Origin of the sequence: Bradyrhizobium sp. AS23.2 (assembly GCF_001908185.1) — a bacterium.
Lineage (GTDB): Bacteria > Pseudomonadota > Alphaproteobacteria > Rhizobiales > Xanthobacteraceae > Bradyrhizobium.
On sequence record NZ_LGHM01000047.1, the window covers coordinates 19,277 to 32,721 of the forward strand.

Sequence of the window (13,445 nt, forward strand, 5' to 3'; positions counted from 1 at the left end):
GGTGGTTTGGCGAAGACTGGCAATTGCCAGTTCGCGCAATAACATCTCCCTGTGGTTATGGGTCCCCGCCTTCGCGGGGACGACTCCGAGTTTGTGGCGTATGATCCAGTGCACCAGCTCTTCATTATGCCGTTATCCCGAGCCAAATTGGGCGCGAGACAACGAAAACAGGGAGGCAGTGCCATGACGATGAGGCCGGATCCCACCTTTCACGCATCGCCCAAGCTTGCGATGGAAGCACCCGCGGAGAACTTTGCCTACACGTTGCTGCTCAGTCCGGATTTCTCAAAGCCGGATGCTCTCGCGGTCATCGACGTCAAGCCGGGATCGCCGACCTACAGCCAAATCGTCCACACCGTGACGATGCCCAACAAGGGCGATGAGTTTCATCACTTTGGCTGGAATGCCTGCTCTAGCGCCTTGTCGCCACTCGCCGGACATGCCTTCATCGAGCGGCGCTATCTCATCATCCCCGGGCTGCGATCGTCGCGGATCTACATCATCGATACCAAGCCTGATCCGACCAAAGCCAAGATCCACAAGATCATCGAGCCCGAGGAAGTCTTCAGAAAGACCGGCTACTCGCGGCCGCATACCATCCATTGCGGGCCGGGCGGCATCTATGTGAGCACGCTTGGCGGCGGCAAAGACGGCAGCAGCGGGCCTCCAGGCGTCTTCATCATGGATTGCGAGACGTTCGAGGTTCTTGGACGATGGGAGATCGACCGCGGTCCGCAGACGCTGCACTATGATTTCTGGTGGAATCTGCCGCGCGACTACATGGTGACGAGTGAATGGGGGTTGCCGCCGCAGTTCGAGAACGGGATCGTTCCGGAAGATCTGCTGGCGAACAAGTATGGCCATCGGCTCCACTTCTGGGACCTCAGCGCTCGGCGCAACGTTCAAACCATCGACCTCGGTCCCAATCATCAGATGGTGCTGGAGGTGCGGCCCGCGCACGATCCGGTTCGCGAATACGGCTTTGCCGGCGTGGTGGTCGACACCACCAATCTCGAAGGCTCGATCTGGACCTGGTGGCGCGAGGGCGGGAAATTCCATGCGGAGAAGACGGCGACCATCCCGCCGGAGCCTGCAGCGAAAGAGAAGCTTCCGCCACTCTTGCAGGGTTTTGGTGCCGTCCCGCCACTGGTGACCGACATCGATCTGTCGATGGACGATAGGTTCCTCTACGTCTCCTGTTGGGGCACCGGCGAGATGCGCCAGTACGATGTCAGCGAGCCCAGAAAGCCCAAGCTTGCGGGCTCGGTGCACACCGGAGGCATTGTGAGCCGCGAGCCGCATCCGAACGGCAAGGCGTATGCAGGTGGCCCGCAGATGGTCGAGATCAGCCGCGATGGAAAGCGGGTGTACTGGACCAATTCGCTCTACTCGACGTGGGATGACCAGTTCTATCCCGACGGGGTCCCGGGTGTGGAAGTCATGGCCAATGTCGGTCGCAACGGCGGCCTCGAGCTCGACAAGGACTACTTCGTGAGCTTCCCCGACGGATATCGTGCGCACCAGATCAGGCTGGAGGGCGGCGATTGTTCGACGGACTCCTTTTGCTATCCGTCGGCCTAGATTGGGGGCACGCGAGCCAGGCGCAGGGCTGGCTGTGGCTCGCTCTCGTTGCGAGCGGTCTCTATCACGGGGGCAATCCGGGAATGGGATGGCCGCTCGCCGTTTCGGCCGGGCTCATGGACAAGAGCCCGCGCGCGCTCTTTCGTGCGTTGTGGGCTCTGGCGGCCGGACATCTTCTGGCAACACTTCTCGTGCTGCTGCCATTCGCGTTCCTGCTCGTGCTGGCCGAGTGGCAGCGTTCGATCCAGCTCGGCGCGAGCCTTCTCGTCATCGGCTTCGGCGTCTATCGGCTGATCGAGCGACGCCATCCGCGCGCGCTGGCACGAATTCCGCCAACGCAATTGGCGCTCTGGTCATTTGCCGTTGCCATTGCTCACGGCGCTGCTTTGATGCTCGTGCCGATCTATCTCGGGCTCTGCCGGGCCTTCCAACTCGATACCGGCCATGAGGCCGCCGGCGCGCTGATGAAGGCAAGTCTCGGGATGGCGGTGCTAGTGTCCCTGGTGCACGTTGCCGCCATGATCGGCGCCGGCGGATGTCTGGCGTGGCTCGTGTACCGCTATCTGGGATTGCGGTTCGTCTCGCGAAGCTGGTTCAATCTGGATCTGATCTGGGCGACCAGCCTCATTCTGGTTGGCGTTGTGGCGCTCGCCTTCAATCTCGCGAGCTGGCACTGAAGCCTACCGCGTCAAGGCCCACTCGCCGATGATGCGGAAGCGCACCTTGGCATCGTCCTGCTTGAACAGCGCGATACGATCGATCGTCAGCGTGTCGAGACCGAGCGCTGCGAATCGCGCCCGCAGCATCTCCAGAATCGGCCGGCGCCGATCCGAGTCCAATCTGCCGGTCAGCGTCATGTGGAAGCGGAATTCCTCCATGACGTAAGGATAGCCCCAGCGATCTAGATAGTCGCGCTGACGTTCGCTGAGCTTTTCGGGCTTTCGCCGCGCACGGTCTTCCGCCCTCAACGCGGCGCGGAAGTCATCGAACTCGCGGACGCAATCGGCAGCGAGTTCTTGAAGCGTGGCGACCGGCTCGGCCGGAATGACGGCGATAAATCCGCTGATGGAATCGACGACCGGGCGGATAGTCGGGATCGGCCGCGCCTTGCCGGCGAATGTCGCGCAGGCGGCCATGAGATCGGCCTCGCTTTTGCCGTGCGCGAGCGTCATCGGCGCCTTCAGCGTGGCGTGGAAGCCGTATTTGCGGGGATCGCTGGAGATGTCGCGCCAGTCCCGCGCGACACGCAATGCGTCGTCGGGAAAGGGCAACTCGTTACCCGTGCAGGCATCGTAGCCGAGCAGCTCGGTGCCGAAGCGGGATAGCGCGCTGTCGGCGCCGGCGGCAAAATAGATCGCGTAGCGGGGAAAACCTGTCATCGTCCGACCATAACCGCTTTACGCCGCAACGACAGCCTCGCGCGGCGTCGCCGCCGCACCGAGCAGCCGTGTCGCATCGGTGAGATGCACGAGCTTGCCGCCGGCGATCACGGCGATGAGTCGCGGCCGCAGCGGTACGGTAGCGTCGACCAGCAGAATATCGGCGCGGCGTCCTTCCGCGAGGACGCCGCGATCGGCAAGGCCGGTCGCGCGCGCGGGCGTGGCGGAGACCAGATTCCAGGCCTCGGTCAGCGGCAACACGTCATCGGCGGCGAGGCGGAATGCGGCGAGCAGCTGCGCGGGATAGTAATAGTCCGAGGCCAGTACCGAGCAGAGTCCCTTGGCGATCATGTCGGATGCCCTGGTCCAGCCGGTGTGGCTGCCGCCGCGCACGACGTTCGGCGCGCCGTAGACGATGGCATCGCCGTGGCTCGCTGCCGCCCGCGCCGTCTCCTCGTTGATCGGAAACTCCGCAATCATCGCGCCCAGCTCGCGAAACTCCTGGCGCATCGCCGGTGTCGCATCGTCATGGGAGAGCATCCGCACCTCGGCGGCGCGGGCCGCCGCGGCGAGCCGCGACATAGACGCCGGCACCTCAGCGGCACGCGCGACCACGCGCTCGACCAGGCGGTCGAATTCCTCGCTCGACAGCCCGGTGCGCTCCACCATGCGGTTGCGCTTGCGTGGCTTCGCCATGTCGGCGACGGTACCGTCCATGTGATCGTTGAAGGCGAACAGGTCGACACGGCCTTCAGCGATCCACTGGGCGATCTCGGCCTCGGCGTCGAGATTGTAGGTCTCGTGGCGCAGATGGAAGCGGGTGTCGGCGGCGAATTGCGGGCGCTGGCGTTCGATCGCTTCCATCAGGCCGCGCGCATTGTCGGCGCTGCGCAGGCCCGGCTCCCACGAACAGGTCGTGGCGTGGAACACGGTGGTGATGCCGTTGCTGATCGCCTGGCGGTCGCTATCGGCGAGCGCGACGTCGATCGGGAAGTCGACGCCGGCGCGCGGCATCATCTGTCGCTCGAAGGCGTCTCCATGCAGATCGACGATGCCGGGCAGGACCAGCAGGTTGCGCGCATCGATCGCAAGCCGGCCGCGGCCCCTGGGGGCATCGACCCGTGCGATGTCCTGTCCGGACACGCCAAGCGAAGTTTCGACGAGTTCGGCGCCGATCAGGGCCCGGCCGCCTTCAAGGAAAATGTCTGTCACGCGACCGCGCTTTGTTTGCTGACAGGAGAACTGGCAGGAGAACTGGTAACGGAACTCGCCCGTGCTTCGTATGCCGAAAGAAAATCTTCAATCCCGAGCTTGCGGAAATCGGGCAGTGCTTCCCGCAACTTATCGTGATTCCAGTCCCACCAGGCAAGCCTCGCGAGGCGCCCGGCGACCTCTTCCGAGAACCGCCGCCGCACGATGCGCGCCGGATTTCCGGCGACAATGGTGTAGGCCGGCACGTCCTTGGTGACGATGGCGCCTGCCGCGATCACGGCGCCGGTGCCGATGTTGCGGCCGGGCAGCACGATCGCGCCGTGGCCGATCCAGACGTCGTGGCCGATATGGACGTGATGCTGGCGCCGCCAGTCGAAGAACTCGGTATCGTCGCTCTCGCCGGGGAAGTAGGCGCTGGAACGATAGGTGAAATGCGCCTGCGTCGCGCGGTGCATCGGATGATTGCCCGGATTGATCCGCGTCATCGCCGCGATCGAGCAGAACTTTCCGATGGTCGTGTAGGTGATCTGCGCGTCATTCACGACATAGGAGTAATCGCCCATCGTGACTTCATGCAGGATCGTGCGCGCGCCGACCTCGGTATAGGCGCCGAGCCTCGTCTCGTGCAGCTTCGCCATGGGATCGATGGTCGGTTCGACCGAGAGCGTTTTGCCGGCCATGTTGTATCCGATAGCTCGAGGGCGGGCGTACCTCTTCGAGTGGACTGATGACATTATCATGACGATCCAATGACAGTGGACGAGGTGTGCAGGATCGCCGCACGACGTCGTACGTGTCACACAAGTGTCAAGCGTCGGCGCTAGCGGTGGCAGCCAGCTATTCTGGAGTCCTGCATGCTGGTGGTGGAAGGTCTGACGTGCCGCTTCGGCGCAAAAGCCGCGGTGGACGACGCTTCGTTTCAAATCTCTCCCGGCGGCTTCGTCGGCGTGATCGGACGGTCCGGCGCCGGCAAGTCGACCCTGCTGCGGACCATCAATCGCCTCGTGACGCCGACGCAGGGACGCATTCTGTTCGACGGGACCGACGTCACCGCGCTGCGCGGCAAGGAGCTGCGGCAGTGGCGTGCGCGTTCGGCGATGATCTTCCAGCAATTCAATCTGGTCGGCCGGCTCGACGTCCTGACCAACGTCCTGATGGGGCGTCTTGCGACGATGCCGGCCTGGCGCTCGCTGTCGCAAAGCTGGCCTGAGCACGACAAGGCGCTGGCAATGTCCGCGCTCGAACAGTTCGATATCGCAACGCTCGCGGCCCAGCGCGCCGACCAGCTCTCCGGCGGCCAGCAGCAGCGTGTTGCGATTGCCCGCGCGTTGGTGCAGCAGCCCGACATCATCCTTGCCGACGAGCCGATCGCCTCGCTCGATCCGCGCAACACCAAGATCGTCATGGATGCGCTGCTGCGCATCAACAAGCACTTCGGCATCACCGTGCTGTGCAACCTGCATTCGCTCGATCTGGCGCGCACCTATTGTGACCGCCTGATCGGCATGGCGGCGGGCCGCGTGGTGTTCGACGGTGCGCCGTCCGCGCTGACCGATCACGTTGCGCGCGAACTCTACGATCTCGAGGCCGCCGACGTCATGGGCGGCGTGTCTACACCGGCGCCCGAGGGCGTTCCGGAGCTTGGAACGGCGGCGGCCGCCTGAGCCGCGCCCACCTGTTTAGTCGCCAGTTTTGCGTCAACCGACCCCAACCAGTGAAGAGGGTATCATGATCACTCGCAGATTAGTTCTTGCCGGCGCCGCCGCGCTTGCTTTCACGGCCTCCGCCTCCGCGGACGACTGGAAAGCCAAATATCCCGAGCTGACCTTTGCGGTCGTTCCGGCCGAGAACGCCTCCGGCGTCACCGAGCGCTGGACGCCGTTCGTGGAATATCTGTCGAAGCAGCTCGGCGTGAAGGTCACGCTGCGCATCGCCAACGACTATGCCGCGGTGATCGAGGGCCAGCGCGCCGGCAACATCCATATCGCGAGCTACGGCTCGGCCTCGTTCGCGCGCGCGCGCCTGACCGGCGTCAAGACCGACGCCTTCGCCAACGACATCAACGCCGACGGCTCGACCGGCTACTACTCGGTGTTCTTCGTCAAGGCGAGCAGCCCCTACAAGAGCGTCGACCAGCTCAAGGGCAAGAACCTCGGCCTCGTCGATCCGAACTCGACCTCGGGCAACAACGTGCCGCGCTTCGAGCTCGACAAGATGGGCATCCCGGATGCCGACACCTATTTCAGCAAGGTCGTTTTCACCGGCAGCCATGAGAACGCGCTACTGGCGCTTGCGCAGGGCACGGTTGACGTCGCCGCCAACCAGTGGACCAGCGACGATGATTCCACGCTGGCGCAGATGCTGACCAAGGGCATGCTGAAGAACGCCGACGGCTCGGCGATGAAGAAGGACGATTTCCGCATCATCCACAAGTCGGCGCCGATCATCAACGGCCCCTACGCCTACAACTCGGACCTGCCGGAAGACGCCAAGGCCGCCATCGCGAAGGCGTTCTTCGACGCGCCGGCCAAGGACAAGGCCGCGTTCGAGCGCCTCTCCGACGGCCAGAAGAAGGGTTTTCATCCCGCGACCACCAAGGACTGGGATGGCACGATCGACTTGATCAAGTTCGTCGACGCGCTGCGCAAGAAGAAGGCGTCCTGAGTTTCGGGACAATGCACTGGAGCCGGGTCGATGGACCCGGCTCTTTCTTTGACGGGACCTTCTTCGACCGATGACCATCGCGGTTTCGATCCTCCCCGAGCAACAGCTGGCCGTGCTCAATGCCGCCTATCGCCGGGCGGTCGCGCGCAAGCGGCTCCGACTCCTGTTGGGAGTCGCGATCTTCGCCGCAGCACTGGTTCTCGCGGCGATCGGCGCAGAAGTTAATTTGCGCACCCTCTTCACCTATTTCGGCAATTTCATCAGCTATTTCGACCGTATCCTCACGCTCGACAACGGCCAGCGCGTCTGGACCGATTTCGGCGAGTGGCTCTGGGGCTGGCGCAAATGGCTGAAGATGCTGGGTGAGACCCTGCTGATCAGCTATGTCGGCACGCTTGTAGGCGCGACCTTCGCCTTTGCGCTGAACTTCTTCGCAGCCGAAAACACCTCGCCTGCGCCCTGGTTGCGCTTCGTCGTGCGGCGCCTGCTCGAATTCGCCCGCACCGTGCCGGGTATCGTCTTCGCACTGGTCTTCGTGATCGCCTTCGGGCTCGGACCGATGGCGGGCGTGCTCGCGATCGCGATCCACTCCACCGGTGCGCTCGGAAAGCTGTTCTCGGAGATCGTCGAAAATGCCGACATGAAGCCGGTCGAGGGCATCCGCTCGACCGGCGCGAGCTGGCTGTCATGCATGCGTTTCGCGGTCGTGCCACAGGTGACCGCGGGCTACGCCAGCTACGCGCTGCTCCGCTTCGAGATCAATGTCCGCGAAGCCTCCGTGATGGGATTTGTCGGCGCCGGAGGCATTGGTCAGGAGCTCGTCGTCGCGATCCGCAAGTTCTATTACTCGGACGTCAGCGCGATCCTGCTCACCATCATCGTCACCGTCTTCATCATCGACATCACCACCGGCTGGCTGCGCGGCCGCTTGTTCGGCAAGGAGGCGCGGACGTGACGAGGCCGCAGGAGGTCGATCCCGCGCAGATTCGCGCGCGCTATCCCGATGTGTTCGACCGGCCGGCCTCGTCGCGGCTCGCGACGCCGGCAATGATCGTCGCCGCGTTCGCGATCCTGGTGTACGGCCTCGTCGATCTCGATTTCTCGCCCTCACGGTTCTTCGCAGGTCTCAGCCAGCTCGGCTGGATCAGCCTGATGATGATTCCGCCGGATCCCGGCTCCTCGCTATCGGTCTACCTGAAGGCGCTCGGCGAGACGCTGTCGATCGCATTGCTCGGCACCACGCTGGCGGCGCTGTTCGCGCTTCCGGTCAGCCTGCTTGCCGCGCGCAACGTGGTGCCGTCGACGATCGTGCGCTTCGCTATCAGGCGCTTCCTGGATTCGATCCGCGGTATCGACACGCTGATCTGGGCGCTGGTGTGGATCAATGTCGTCGGGCTCGGCCCGTTCGCCGGCGTGCTCGCCATCGCGGTGTCGGACTTCGGCGCCTTCGGCAAGCTGTTCTCGGAGGCGATCGAGGGCGCCGACCAGAAGCAGGTCGAAGGCATCCGCGCCTCCGGCGGCAGCGCGCTGCACGAGATCCGCTTCGGTCTCCTGCCGCAGGTCCTGCCGGTCATTGCCGGCCAGGTGCTCTATTTCATCGAGTCCAACACGCGCTCGGCCACCATCATCGGCATCGTCGGCGCCGGCGGCATCGGGCTCCAGCTCGCCGAGCAGATCCGCGTGCTGGAATGGCAGAAGGTGTCATTCCTGATCCTGATGATCCTGGTCGCGGTCGCCGCGATCGATTTCATCTCGGGCAAGCTCCGCTTCGCCATCATCGGGCGGCGGGCGGTGGCGTAATCGCCAGCACCGTAGGGTGGGCAAAGCGAAGCGTGCCCACCGCTCACGTCGACATCGCGAGAAAGATGGTGGGCACGGCGCGAAGTGCGCGCCTTTGCCCACCCTACGATTCCACCAGAAACTCCACCCGCTCCGCGGCAAAGCGCGAATGTTTCGTCACCAGCGGCTTGCCCTCGAGATCGTGGTCGGTCGCATCGACCACCAGGATCGGCCGTCCCAGCGGGAGGTCGAGCCGGGCGGCATCGGTCGCGTCCACGATGCCGGCGGTGATCCGGGTCGCGCCACGGCGGTAGTCGCGGACGCCGTAATGTTCGAGCAGCTTCGTCATTGAGCGCGTCGCGGCAAATACATTGCCCGCGCCTGGAAACAATTCCGCCGACAGCCAGGTGGTGGAGACGCAAATCGGCGTGCGGTCGGCGAGGCGTATCGCCTCGATCCGCACCAGCGGCGCGCCGGCCTTCAATCCCAGTTCCCGCGCGAGCTCACGGGTCGCAATGTCTTCGGTGGCCTCGATCAGCTGCCCGCGTGGCTCACGGCCGCCGGCGCCGACGATCTCGGAGAAGCGCGTGCGCGAGCGCAGCGGATAGGCGAGGCGCTGCGCCTCGACGTAGGTTCCGCTGCCGCGCTCGGCCCGCACCAGGCCACGCTCCGCAAGCGCAGCCAGCGCACGCCGCACGGTGTGACGATTCACGCGATAGGTTTCGGCGATCTCCATCTCGCCCGGCAGCTTGTCGCCGGCCGCAAAGCGGCCGTCGGCGATGCCGCGTTCGATTCCGTCGGCGACGAGGCGCCATAGCGCGACGCCCGAGGAGGCTGTGTCCTGCATGCTCATGTCGTCGGATAAGCTAGCCCAGAAATCACACCTTTGTCACGAAACAGTCATGGCGCTTCCGTATGAAGTTGTCTATTATTATAGACAACTTCAATTCGGCAAGTTCGGTGGATTTGGTGACCCAGCACAACAACCAGCAAGCCCAGCGCAAGGCCGCGATGGCCGTGCTGGCGCACGCGGAGGCGGGCGAGATCGCCGCTCGCCTCCGCACAATCGCCTTGCCCGGCCATCTGGATCTGCGCGAGCCGGAAAACGGCCTGGTCATGCTGCGCGGACGGGCCGGCGGCGACGGCGCGCCGTTCAACCTCGGCGAAGCGACGGTGTCGCGTGCGGCGGTCCGCCTTGCGAGCGGCGAAGTCGGCTTCGGCTACACCCTCGGGCGCGACGGTGAGAAGGCGCGACTGATCGCGCTCTGCGATGCGCTGGTGCAGTCCAGCGATTTTGGCGAAGCGGTGGAGCGGGACGTTATCGGGCCGTTGCGCGAGCAGCTTATGATGAGGCGCAACCAGGCCGCGGCTGAGACCGCCGCGACGAAGGTTGATTTCTACACCATGGTGCGCGGTGAGGGGTGAGGTCATGACCACGATTACGGAACTGCCGCCGGGTTTCGCCGACAAGGTCTTGTCGGCGCAATCGACCTTTCGATCGGTGATGGACGCGATGGCGCGGCCGGGCTCGGTCCAGCGCATCGTGCCGATGGCGGGAGCGCCTGAGACGATGATGCGGGGCACCGCCGCGATCGCGCTGACGCTGTTCGATCACGACACGCCGCTCTGGCTCGATGCGCGGATGTCCGACAGTTCCGACGTGGTGAAGTGGCTCAAGTTCCACACCGGCGCGCCGGTCGTTCAGGACTCTTCGATTGCGAGCTTTGCGCTGATCAGCGATGGCGCCTTGCTTCCAGCACTCGAGCGCTTTGCGCTCGGTACGAGCGAGTATCCGGATCGTTCGACGACGGTGATCGTCCAGGTCGAAAGCCTGGATGCGGGACACGGCTTCGAGCTGCGCGGTCCGGGCATCGATGGTGTTGCAGCTCTGCAGGCGGCCATCAGGCCTGCCGACCTGTTCGAGCGCCTGCGTGTCAACGAGCGGCTGCTTCCGCGCGGCATCGACGTGGTGCTGGTCGCCGACGACGCCGTGGTTGCGATCCCGCGGACCACGCGTGTCGTAAACAAGGGAAGCAAGTAGTATGTATGTCGCAGTCAAAGGCGGCGAACGCGCCATCGAGAATGCCCATCGCCTGCTCGCAAATGCGCGGCGCGGCGATCAAAGTGTGCCGGAAGTTACGCTCGACCAGATCTCGGAGCAGCTCGGCCTCGCTGTAGACCGCGTCATGAGCGAAGGCTCGCTCTATGATCGCGAGCTCGCGGCGCTCGCCATCAAGCAGGCGCGCGGCGACCTGATCGAGGCGATCTTCCTGGTCCGTGCCTTCCGCGCCACCCTACCGCGCTTCGGCACGAGCGAGCCTGTCGACACCGGCGCGATGCGGGTGCAGCGGCGGGTGTCTGCGACCTTCAAGGATATTCCCGGCGGCCAGATCCTTGGGCCGACCTTCGACTATACGCACCGCCTGCTCGATCCGACACTTGGCCAGGGCTTTGTGCCTGAAGTGCCGGCGACGGCCGAAGCTTCGACGGCACCCACGCCGCGTGTGACCGATATTTTGGGCCGCGACGGGCTGATCGAATCCTCGCCGCGGTCCGAGGACGGCGCCAGCGTTGGCGATCTCACCCGCGAGCCGCTGAACTTCCCGGCCGATCGCGACCTGCGCCTGCAAAATCTGGCGCGCGGAGACGAAGGGTTTTTGTTGGCGATGGGCTACTCCACCCAGCGCGGCTACGGCCGCAATCACCCCTTCGTTGGCGAGATCCGCTTCGGCGAGGTCGAGGTCGAATTTTCCGCCGAGGACGTCGGCTTTGCCGTGCCGCTTGGCTCGATCGAGCTCACCGAGTGCCAGATGGTCAACCAGTTCAAGGGCTCGGCCACGGAAGCGCCGTGCTTCACCCGCGGCTACGGTCTTGCCTTCGGCCAGAGCGAGCGCAAGACCATGTCGATGGCGCTGGTCGATCGCGCGCTGCGTGCCCGCGAGCTGGGTGAAGAAGCAGTCGCACCGGCGCAAGATGAAGAATTCGTGATGTCGCATTCGGACAACGTCCAGGCAACCGGCTTCGTCGAGCATCTGAAGCTGCCGCATTACGTCGACTTCCAGTCCGAGCTCGGCCTCCTGCGGAAGCTGCGCAAGGAGTTTGCCGAGGCCAATGCGCCTGAAGCCATGAAGGAGGCCGCGGAATGAACGCGCCCGCCTACAATTTCGCCTATCTCGACGAGCAGACCAAGCGGATGATCCGCCGCGCGATCCTGAAGGCGATCGCGATTCCCGGCTACCAGGTGCCGTTCGCCGGCCGCGAAATGCCGATGCCTTATGGCTGGGGCACCGGCGGCGTGCAGGTCACGGCCGCGATCCTTGGGCCCCAGGATGTGCTGAAGGTGATCGACCAGGGTTCCGACGACACCACGAATGCGATCTCGATCCGCAAGTTCTTCGCCAAGACCGCCGGCGTGGCGACGACGACGTCGACGGACGAGGCGACCGTGATCCAGACCCGTCACCGCATTCCGGAGACGGCGCTGCACGAGAAACAGGTGCTGGTCTATCAGGTGCCGATCCCGGAGCCGCTGCGTTTCCTCGAGCCGCGCGAGACCGAGACGCGGCGCATGCATGCGCTCGCCGAATACGGCCTGATGCATGTGAAGCTCTATGAGGACATCGCCCGCTTCGGCCACATCGCGACCGCCTATGCCTATCCTGTCAAGGTGAACGCGCGCTATGTGATGGACCCGTCGCCGACGCCGAAGTTCGACAATCCCAAGATGGACAATTGCCCGGCATTGCAGCTGTTCGGCGCCGGCCGCGAGAAGCGGATCTACGCGATCCCACCCTATACCCAGGTGGTGTCGCTCGATTTCGAGGATCATCCGTTCGAGCCCTACCGCTTCAACGCGCCCTGCGCGCTGTGCGGCGCCGAGAATTCCTATCTCGACGAGATCGTGACCGACGACAAGGGCGGGCGCATGTTCGTGTGCTCGGACACCGACTATTGCGAGGGCCGCCAGGCCGCCGGCCATCACGGCAGCCTGAGTGCCGCGCCGTACAAGGAGAGGGCGCAAAGGGGCTCACATGGCTGATCTCGATACTCTTGAAAACGACCAGCCGCTGCTGGTTGCCGAGTCCCTCAGCAAGTCCTACGGTCGCATCGCCGCGTGCCGCGATGTGTCCTTTGCGCTCTATCCCGGCGAGGTGCTGGCGATCGTCGGCGAATCCGGCTCGGGCAAGTCGACGCTGCTGCAGATGCTGTCGGGCCAGCTCGCGCCCAGCGCGGGCCAGGTGTCCTACCGGATGCGCGACGGCATCACCCGCGATCTCACGACGCTGGGCGAAGCCGAGCGGCGCTTCCTGTTCCGTACCGATTGGGGCTATGTGCACCAGGATCCCGCGCAGGGTCTGCGCATGGCGGTGTCGGCCGGCGCCAATGTCGGCGAGCGGCTGATGGCGGTCGGGTGGAATCACTACGGCCGCATTCGCGACACCGCATCCGACTGGCTCACCCGCGTCGAAATCGACATCGCGCGCATCGACGATGCGCCGCGCACCTATTCTGGCGGCATGCGCCAGCGCCTTCAGATCGCGCGCAACCTCGTCACCGAGCCGCGGCTGGTGTTCATGGACGAGCCGACCGGCGGCCTCGACGTGTCCGTGCAGGCGCGCCTGCTCGACCTCGTGCGCAGCCTCGTCGCCGAGCTGCACCTCGCCGTCGTCATCGTCACCCACGATCTCGCTGTCGCGCGATTGCTGTCGCATCGCGTGATGGTGATGAAAGGTGGCCGTGTCATCGAGACCGGTCTCACCGACCAGGTGCTCGACGATCCGCGCGAGCCCTATACCCAACTCCTCGTCTCCTCGATTCTGCCGCCATGAG

The 13,445-nt window shown here is 64.6% G+C and carries 15 protein-coding genes; 11 read left to right on the plus strand and 4 right to left on the minus strand.

All coding sequences use genetic code 11. The features are described from left to right. The first annotated feature begins 183 nt into the window (after window positions 1–183). The gene (locus tag AC630_RS10805) at window positions 184–1,581 is read left to right on the plus strand and encodes a selenium-binding protein SBP56-related protein (RefSeq protein WP_074118522.1); all 1,398 of its coding nucleotides are present in this window, start codon (window positions 184–186) and stop codon (window positions 1,579–1,581) included. Between the two features lie 83 nt (window positions 1,582–1,664). Next, a complete protein-coding gene (locus AC630_RS10810) occupies window positions 1,665–2,258 on the plus strand; it encodes a hypothetical protein (RefSeq protein WP_143197971.1) in 594 nt (197 codons plus the stop codon). A gap of 3 nt (window positions 2,259–2,261) precedes the next feature. Here the strand turns inward: AC630_RS10810 and AC630_RS10815 are convergent, their stop codons facing one another. Genes AC630_RS10815 through AC630_RS10825 form a run of 3 tightly spaced genes read right to left on the minus strand, consistent with a single transcriptional unit; the run spans window position 2,262 to window position 4,852 of the window. After that, a complete protein-coding gene (locus AC630_RS10815; RefSeq protein WP_074118524.1) occupies window positions 2,262–2,960 on the minus strand; it encodes a DUF1045 domain-containing protein in 699 nt (232 codons plus the stop codon). 18 nt (window positions 2,961–2,978) lie between these two features. Beyond that, complete coding sequence (locus AC630_RS10820; RefSeq protein WP_074118525.1) at window positions 2,979–4,172, minus strand: alpha-D-ribose 1-methylphosphonate 5-triphosphate diphosphatase; 1,194 nt, start codon at window positions 4,170–4,172, stop codon at window positions 2,979–2,981. Then, window positions 4,169–4,852 (minus strand): LbetaH domain-containing protein, encoded by a 684-nt coding sequence (locus tag AC630_RS10825; RefSeq protein WP_074118526.1) that lies wholly within the window; start codon window positions 4,850–4,852, stop codon window positions 4,169–4,171. Before AC630_RS10825 ends, AC630_RS10820 begins: the two co-directional genes overlap by 4 nt. A gap of 174 nt (window positions 4,853–5,026) precedes the next feature. Here AC630_RS10825 and phnC point away from each other — a divergent pair, with 174 nt between their 5' ends. From phnC to phnE (AC630_RS10845), 4 genes are all read left to right on the plus strand, one after another. Next, on the plus strand, window positions 5,027–5,836 hold the full coding sequence (gene phnC / locus AC630_RS10830) for a phosphonate ABC transporter ATP-binding protein (protein WP_074118527.1): 810 nt from the start codon (window positions 5,027–5,029) through the stop codon (window positions 5,834–5,836). A 64-nt stretch (window positions 5,837–5,900) separates the two neighbouring features. Further along, window positions 5,901–6,836, plus strand: coding sequence for a phosphonate ABC transporter substrate-binding protein (gene phnD, locus AC630_RS10835; protein WP_074118528.1), 936 nt, complete (start codon window positions 5,901–5,903; stop codon window positions 6,834–6,836). Window positions 6,837–6,906: 70 nt separating this feature from the next. Then, window positions 6,907–7,791 carry a phosphonate ABC transporter, permease protein PhnE gene (gene phnE, locus AC630_RS10840; RefSeq protein WP_074118529.1) on the plus strand — a complete coding sequence of 295 codons (885 nt, stop codon included), beginning with the start codon at window positions 6,907–6,909 and terminating at the stop codon, window positions 7,789–7,791. Next, entirely contained in the window at window positions 7,788–8,636 is an 849-nt protein-coding gene (gene phnE / locus AC630_RS10845) for a phosphonate ABC transporter, permease protein PhnE (protein ID WP_074118530.1), read from the plus strand. The genes phnE (AC630_RS10840) and phnE (AC630_RS10845) overlap by 4 nt, the downstream gene beginning before the upstream one ends. Before the next feature lie 103 nt (window positions 8,637–8,739). Here phnE (AC630_RS10845) and phnF read toward each other — a convergent pair whose 3' ends face one another. Beyond that, the gene (gene phnF / locus AC630_RS10850; RefSeq protein ID WP_074118531.1) at window positions 8,740–9,468 is read right to left on the minus strand and encodes a phosphonate metabolism transcriptional regulator PhnF; all 729 of its coding nucleotides are present in this window, start codon (window positions 9,466–9,468) and stop codon (window positions 8,740–8,742) included. A gap of 107 nt (window positions 9,469–9,575) precedes the next feature. Between phnF and phnG the strand changes: the two genes are divergently transcribed. The 5 genes from phnG to phnK are packed head-to-tail and all read left to right on the plus strand — an operon-like array spanning window position 9,576 to window position 13,444. Next, on the plus strand, window positions 9,576–10,040 hold the full coding sequence (gene phnG / locus AC630_RS10855; RefSeq protein WP_074118532.1) for a phosphonate C-P lyase system protein PhnG: 465 nt from the start codon (window positions 9,576–9,578) through the stop codon (window positions 10,038–10,040). A gap of 4 nt (window positions 10,041–10,044) precedes the next feature. Further along, the gene (gene phnH / locus AC630_RS10860; RefSeq protein WP_074118533.1) at window positions 10,045–10,656 is read left to right on the plus strand and encodes a phosphonate C-P lyase system protein PhnH; all 612 of its coding nucleotides are present in this window, start codon (window positions 10,045–10,047) and stop codon (window positions 10,654–10,656) included. Window position 10,657: 1 nt separating this feature from the next. Next, complete coding sequence (locus AC630_RS10865) at window positions 10,658–11,761, plus strand: carbon-phosphorus lyase complex subunit (protein ID WP_074118534.1); 1,104 nt, start codon at window positions 10,658–10,660, stop codon at window positions 11,759–11,761. Further along, window positions 11,758–12,654: an alpha-D-ribose 1-methylphosphonate 5-phosphate C-P-lyase PhnJ gene (locus tag AC630_RS10870; RefSeq protein WP_074118535.1), complete on the plus strand. Its 897-nt coding sequence runs from the start codon at window positions 11,758–11,760 to the stop codon at window positions 12,652–12,654. The genes AC630_RS10865 and AC630_RS10870 overlap by 4 nt, the downstream gene beginning before the upstream one ends. Then, the gene (phnK, locus tag AC630_RS10875) at window positions 12,647–13,444 is read left to right on the plus strand and encodes a phosphonate C-P lyase system protein PhnK (RefSeq protein WP_074118536.1); all 798 of its coding nucleotides are present in this window, start codon (window positions 12,647–12,649) and stop codon (window positions 13,442–13,444) included. Before AC630_RS10870 ends, phnK begins: the two co-directional genes overlap by 8 nt. Window position 13,445: the final 1 nt, after the last annotated feature.

Excerpts from the sequence above, each read along its gene's own strand:
- phnF (WP_074118531.1), bottom strand. The coding sequence starts at position 9,468 with ATGAGCATGCAGGACACAGCCTCCTCGGGCGTCGCGCTATGGCGCCTC.
- AC630_RS10870 (WP_074118535.1), top strand. The coding sequence starts at position 11,758 with ATGAACGCGCCCGCCTACAATTTCGCCTATCTCGACGAGCAGACCAAG.
- phnH (WP_074118533.1), top strand. The coding sequence starts at position 10,045 with ATGACCACGATTACGGAACTGCCGCCGGGTTTCGCCGACAAGGTCTTG.
- AC630_RS10815 (WP_074118524.1), bottom strand. The coding sequence starts at position 2,960 with ATGACAGGTTTTCCCCGCTACGCGATCTATTTTGCCGCCGGCGCCGAC.
- AC630_RS10805 (WP_074118522.1), top strand. The coding sequence starts at position 184 with ATGACGATGAGGCCGGATCCCACCTTTCACGCATCGCCCAAGCTTGCG.
- phnC (WP_074118527.1), top strand. The coding sequence starts at position 5,027 with ATGCTGGTGGTGGAAGGTCTGACGTGCCGCTTCGGCGCAAAAGCCGCG.
- phnD (WP_074118528.1), top strand. The coding sequence starts at position 5,901 with ATGATCACTCGCAGATTAGTTCTTGCCGGCGCCGCCGCGCTTGCTTTC.
- phnK (WP_074118536.1), top strand. The coding sequence starts at position 12,647 with ATGGCTGATCTCGATACTCTTGAAAACGACCAGCCGCTGCTGGTTGCC.
- phnE (WP_074118529.1), top strand. The coding sequence starts at position 6,907 with ATGACCATCGCGGTTTCGATCCTCCCCGAGCAACAGCTGGCCGTGCTC.
- AC630_RS10825 (WP_074118526.1), bottom strand. The coding sequence starts at position 4,852 with ATGGCCGGCAAAACGCTCTCGGTCGAACCGACCATCGATCCCATGGCG.
- AC630_RS10865 (WP_074118534.1), top strand. The coding sequence starts at position 10,658 with ATGTATGTCGCAGTCAAAGGCGGCGAACGCGCCATCGAGAATGCCCAT.
- AC630_RS10810 (WP_143197971.1), top strand. The coding sequence starts at position 1,665 with ATGGGATGGCCGCTCGCCGTTTCGGCCGGGCTCATGGACAAGAGCCCG.